At 73.0% G+C, this 5,537-nt stretch carries 6 protein-coding genes; all 6 read right to left on the reverse strand.

Annotation, left to right across the window (positions count from 1 at the left end; translation table 11 throughout):
• The coding region (gene mtrB / locus GTW08_RS27265) for an MtrAB system histidine kinase MtrB (protein WP_161152709.1) at positions 1-1,486 on the reverse strand (1,486 nt) is incomplete at its 3' end.
• Positions 1,487-1,619: 133 nt separating this feature from the next.
• Entirely contained in the window at positions 1,620-2,297 is a 678-nt protein-coding gene (mtrA, locus tag GTW08_RS27270; RefSeq protein ID WP_020622190.1) for an MtrAB system response regulator MtrA, read from the reverse strand.
• Positions 2,298-2,322: 25 nt separating this feature from the next.
• On the reverse strand, positions 2,323-2,967 hold the full coding sequence (locus tag GTW08_RS27275; RefSeq protein ID WP_073576338.1) for a dTMP kinase: 645 nt from the start codon (positions 2,965-2,967) through the stop codon (positions 2,323-2,325).
• A gap of 16 nt (positions 2,968-2,983) precedes the next feature.
• Positions 2,984-3,463 carry an NUDIX hydrolase gene (locus GTW08_RS27280; RefSeq protein ID WP_073576339.1) on the reverse strand — a complete coding sequence of 160 codons (480 nt, stop codon included), beginning with the start codon at positions 3,461-3,463 and terminating at the stop codon, positions 2,984-2,986.
• A gap of 108 nt (positions 3,464-3,571) precedes the next feature.
• The gene (gene ahcY / locus GTW08_RS27285; protein WP_073576340.1) at positions 3,572-5,059 is read right to left on the reverse strand and encodes an adenosylhomocysteinase; all 1,488 of its coding nucleotides are present in this window, start codon (positions 5,057-5,059) and stop codon (positions 3,572-3,574) included.
• Positions 5,060-5,312: 253 nt separating this feature from the next.
• Positions 5,313-5,537 (reverse strand): glutamate mutase L (locus tag GTW08_RS27290; RefSeq protein WP_346009977.1); only part of this gene is annotated, 225 nt, incomplete at its 5' end.

Consider the following 5,537-nt stretch of genomic DNA (forward strand, 5'->3'; position numbering starts at 1 on the left):
CGGCGATGTGCCCGCCCACCTCGCGCGGCAGGGTCAGCCGGAACGCCGAGCCGTTGCCCGGCTCGCCCCAGGCCTGCAGCCAGCCGCCGTGCAGCCGGGCGTCCTCGATGCTGATCGACAGCCCGAGCCCGGTGCCGCCGCTGCGCCGGGCCCGCGACTCCTCGGCCCGCCAGAACCGGTTGAACACCAGGTCGGCCTCGCCGGGCCGCAGCCCGACGCCGTGGTCGCGCACGACGACGGCGACCGCGGCGTCGTCGCCGGCCACCGTCACCTCCACCGCGCGGCCCTCGCCGTGGTCGATCGCGTTCGCGACGAGGTTGCGCACGATGCGCTCCACCCGGCGCGGGTCGGCCTCGATCAGCTCGCCCGCCGGCAGGTCCAGGACGAGGTCGGTGCCGGCGTCGGCGGCGATGCCGCGCACCGCGTCGGTCGCCCGCCGCACCACCGCGGACAGGTCGACCCGTTCGGCACCCAGCTCGGCCACGCCGGCGTCGAGGCGGGAGATCTCCAGCAGGTCGGCGAGCAGCTCCTCGAACCGGTCGAGCTCGGTGACCAGCAGCTCGGAGCTGCGGCGCAGCGCCGGGAGCAGCTCGTCGCGGGAGGCGTAGAGGACGTCGGCGGCCATCCGCACGGTGGTCAGCGGCGTGCGCAGCTCGTGGCTGACGTCGGAGGTGAACCGCCGCTGCAGCGCCCCGAACTCCTCGAGCTGGGCGATCTGCGCGGCGAGGCTGCCCGCCATCTCGTTGTAGGACTCGGCGAGCCGGGCGACCTCGTCCTCGCCGCGCACGGCCATCCGCTCGTCGAGGTGTCCCCCGGCGAAGCGTTCTGCCACGTCGGCGGCGTGCCGGATCGGGCGGACCACCTGCCGGGTGACGAGGCTGGCGATCGCGGCCAGCAGCACCAGCAGCACCAGCCCGCCGACGATCAGCGTGCTCTGCACCAGCCCGAGCGTCAGCTGCTCACCGTTGAGCGGGAACAGCAGGTAGAACTGCAGCTCCCGGCCCGCGGTGGCGATCTTCTGCCCGATGACGAGGTTCGGGACGCCGTCGACGGTCGTGTACTGGCGGTTCAGGCTGTCCAGCGACCCGCGGGCGGTGATGTCCTGCTGGCGCGCGGTGATCTGGCCGACGTCGCCGGCGGACACCTCGGGCCCGTTCGCCGACCCGGTGGTCAGCGCGGCGCTGAACTCCCCGGCCGTCCCGGCCCGGCCGGGGCCGGTGGTGTCGGTCAGCCGTTCCAGGGCGGTGTCCAGGATCTCCTGCACGCCCTCGCGGTCCGGGTCGACGCTCGCCAGCTGCCCCTCCAGGACCTGCCGGTTCGCATCCGACTGGGAGATCGCGGCGTCGAGCTTGCTCTGCAGCAGCCGTTCGGCGATCTCGCTCTGCAGCACCAGGCCGAGCACCAGCACGACCGCCGACGACAGCGCCAGCGTCGAGGTGACCACCCGCAGCTGCAGCGACCGCCGCCAGGCCGCGGCGATGAGCATGCCCAGCTCGTGCGCCTGCACCCGCAGCGGGCCCAGCGCGCGGGCGACCCGCCGGGCCCCGGGCAGCCGGGCCAGCCGGGTGCGGAGTCCGCGGCGACGCGTCACCACGGCCGGTGCACCCGCGGCGCGCCGGTCACGGAGGACCGGCCTTGTACCCCACCCCGCGGACGGTCAGGACCACCTCGGGGCGCTCCGGGTCGCGCTCGACCTTCGACCGGAGACGCTGCACGTGCACGTTCACCAGGCGGGTGTCCGCGGCGTGCCGGTAGCCCCACACCTGCTCGAGCAGGACCTCGCGGGTGAACACCTGGCGCGGCTTGCGGGCCAGCGCGACGAGCAGGTCGAACTCGAGCGGGGTCAGCGCGATCGGCCGGCCCTCCCGGGTGACCTGGTGCGCGGGCACGTCGATGTCGATCTCGCCGATGGACAGCTGCTCGGCGGGCTCGGCGTCGTTGCGGCGGACCCGGGCCCGGATCCGCGCGACGAGCTCCTTGGGCTTGAACGGCTTCACGACGTAGTCGTCGGCGCCGGACTCCAGCCCGAGCACGACGTCGACGGTGTCGCTCTTGGCCGTCAGCATGACGATCGGGACGCCGGACTCCGCCCGGATGGCCCGGCACACGTCGATGCCGTTCATGCCGGGCAGCATCAGGTCGAGCAGCACCACGTCCGGCTGGGTGTCCCGGACGGCGGGCAGTGCCCGCGTCCCGTCGGACACGACCGCTGTCTCGAAGCCCTCGCCTCGCAGCACGATGGTGAGCATCTCGGCCAGGGCCGGGTCGTCGTCGACCACCAGTACGCGCGACTTCATGGACATCACTATCCCAGCCCCGTGATCAGCACCGGTGCAGCAGGGCGGGCACGAGGGCCGACGGTGCCGCGGCGGGGTCGTCGAGCACCGTCCAGCGGCTCAGCCAGGACCGCGCCGCCAGCTCCCGGTAGACGGCGTCGGTGCGGGCCTGCAGGCCGTCGTCGCTCTCGTAGGCGTCGCGGGCGCGGCCGGGCTCGGTGGCCGCGCGCGACCTCGCCCGCTCCGCGGCGACCTCCCGGGGCGGTGCCAGCAGCAGCTGGTGGCCGGGCACCGGGATGCCGAACCGGTCGATCTCCAGCGCCCGGACCCAGCCGACGACCTCGCCGCCGGCGTCCTGGCCGAGCCGGGCGGCGCTGTAGGCGGCGTTGGAGGCGACGTAGCGGTCCACGAGCACGACGTCGTGCGCGGCGAGCGCCGCACGCAGCCCGGCCGCGGCGGCCCGGCGGTCGAGCGCGAACAGCACCGCCATCGCGTGCACCGAGGAGGCGAGGTCGCCCATCCGGCCGTAGAGCGCGTCGCGGGCCAGCTCGGCGTGCACGTCGTCGTCGTAGCGGGGGAAGGCCGTCGTGGTGACCGAGGCGCCGTGTGCGCGCAGCCCGGCGACGAGCTCCGTGGTGAACGTGTGCTTGCCCGCACCGTCCAGTCCCTCGACAACCACCAGTTCCCCCACGGCGGTCGAGCCTAGGTCAGGCACCCAACTCCGAGACGGTGGGCCAGGTCGTCGCGAAGCCCGGGTGCAGGTCCAGCTCACCGAGCCGGTCGGTGCGCACCCAGCGCAGCTCGGTGCTCTCCGCGCCGCGCACCCGGACCGGCGGCGCGTCCGGCGTCCGCACGACGACCGTGGTGTAGCTCCAGCCGCCGTGGTCGTCGACGAACTCCTCCACCGGCGCCAGCCCGGCGACGGCGAGGGTGCTCTCCTCGGCCGCCTCGCGCAGCGCCGCCCGCACCGCGGACTCCCCCCGGTCCCGGGCACCGCCGGGGATCCCCCAGGTGCCGCCGTGGTGGCTCCAGGACGCCCGGTGCTGCAACAGCACCCGGTCGACGCCCGCCGGGTCGGCGTCGTCGCGGTGGCGCACGAGCAGCCCGGCCGCGCCGAACAGACCCCAGTGCCGGTGCCCCCGGGCGCAGTGCACCCAGCCGTCACCCGACCCGATCTCGATCGTCATCCCGACGGTGACCCCCTGGTACGCCGACGGCGCGGCGCCCCGGGAAGGGGCCACCGCGCCGTCGGAACGGAGAACGCGGTACCGATGCGCGATCCGCGAGCTTCTCGCTCAGTAGCGGTAGTGCTCCGGCTTGTACGGACCCTCGACGTCCACGCCGATGTACTCGGCCTGGTCCTTGGTGAGCTTGGTCAGCTCGCCACCGAGGGCCTGCACGTGGATCCGCGCGACCTTCTCGTCCAGGTGCTTCGGCAGCCGGTAGACGTCCTTGTTGTACTCCTCGTGCTTGGTGAACAGCTCGATCTGGGCGATCACCTGGTTCGAGAAGCTGTTGGACATCACGAACGACGGGTGGCCGGTCGCGTTGCCCAGGTTCATCAGGCGGCCCTCGGACAGCACGATGACCGAGTGGCCGTCCGGGAAGATCCACTCGTCGACCTGGGGCTTGATGTTGATCTTCTTGATGCCCTCGACGCGGGACAGGCCCGCCATGTCGATCTCGTTGTCGAAGTGACCGACGTTGGCGACGATCGCCTGGTGCTTGGCCCGCTTGAGCAGGTCGACCGTGAGGATGTCCTTGTTGCCGGTCGCCGTGACGATGATGTCGGCCTGCTCGATGACCGAGTCCAGGGTCGCGACCTGGTGGCCCTCCAGCAGCGCCTGCAGCGCGCAGATCGGGTCGACCTCGGCGACGATGACGCGCGCACCCTGGCCCGCCAGCGCCTCGACCGAGCCCTTGCCGGTGTCGCCGTAGGCGGCCACGACGGCCACCTTGCCGCCGAGCAGCACGTCGGTGGCCCGGTTCAGGCCGTCGATCAGCGAGTGGCGGATGCCGTACTTGTTGTCGAACTTCGACTTGGTGACCGAGTCGTTGACGTTGATCGCCGGGAAGAGCAGCTCGCCGCGCTCGGCCAGCTGGTACAGCCGGTTGACGCCGGTGGTGGTCTCCTCGGTGACGCCGCGAATGTCGGAGTTGATCGTCGTCCAGCGCTGCGGGTCCTCGGCAAGGCTGCGGCGCAGGGTGTCGAACACGACCCGCTCCTCGTCGGAGACGGAGAGGTCGTCGTCGTCGAAGCTCGGCACGACGCCGGTCTTCTCGAACTCGACGCCCTTGTGCACGAGCAGGGTGGCGTCGCCGCCGTCGTCGAGGATCATGTTCGGGCCGACGACGTTGCCGTCGGCGTCACGGAACTTGAACAGCTGCTCGGTGCACCACCAGTAGTCCTCCAGCGACTCGCCCTTCCAGGCGAAGACCGGGACGCCCTGCGGCTCCTCCGCGGTGCCGTGCGGGCCGACGACGGTCGCGGCGGCCGCGTAGTCCTGGGTGGAGAAGATGTTGCAGGACACCCAGCGGACGTCGGCGCCGAGCGCGACGAGGGTCTCGATGAGGACCGCGGTCTGGGTGGTCATGTGCAGCGAGCCGGCGATCCGCGCGCCGGTCAGCGGCTTGGACTCCCCGTACTCACGGCGCAGGTCGATCAGGCCCGGCATCTCGTTCTCGGCGAGCCGGATGTCCTTGCGGCCGTACTCCGCCTCGGAGATGTCGGCGATCGCGAAGTCCAGGCCGCCGGCGTGCTGCAGCTTCGGGTGATCGGTCATGGGGTGGGTGCGCCTCCTCAGGCGTAAGAGTCGTACTCGTCGGCACGACGGGTGCGGTCCGGCGGGGAGGAGGAGCGGCGTACACGGGTCACGGCGCCCTCCCTCCTCGTCGGAGACAGGCGCCCTTTCTCGTCCGTGCCGGCCGGGCCCGAGCGTGGCGGCCGGTGACGGCCGCTGCAGCGCCTCTCGGCGCCCGGCGATGTCGCGACCTCCATGGTTCCGAGCCACCGCGGGGGTGTCAACTCAGGGGTGATCAGCCTGTCAGGTGCTCGGCGAGCAGCCCGCCCGCCGCGACCTCGCGGCCGTGCGCGGCCAGCAGCCCTGCCGGGGCGAGCACGGACTCGCTGTCGACCCGCACCTCCGCCCGGGCCAGCAGCGGCGCCAGGACGGCGTCATGGCGCACCGTGCGGGCCGCCGCGGCCAGCCCGGCCGCGTCGCGCTGGCGGAACACGCCCCCGGTGAGCACGACGAGACCGAT

Origin of the sequence: Pseudonocardia sp. SID8383, from assembly GCF_009864975.1 — a bacterium.
GTDB classification, from domain to species: domain Bacteria; phylum Actinomycetota; class Actinomycetes; order Mycobacteriales; family Pseudonocardiaceae; genus Pseudonocardia; species Pseudonocardia alni.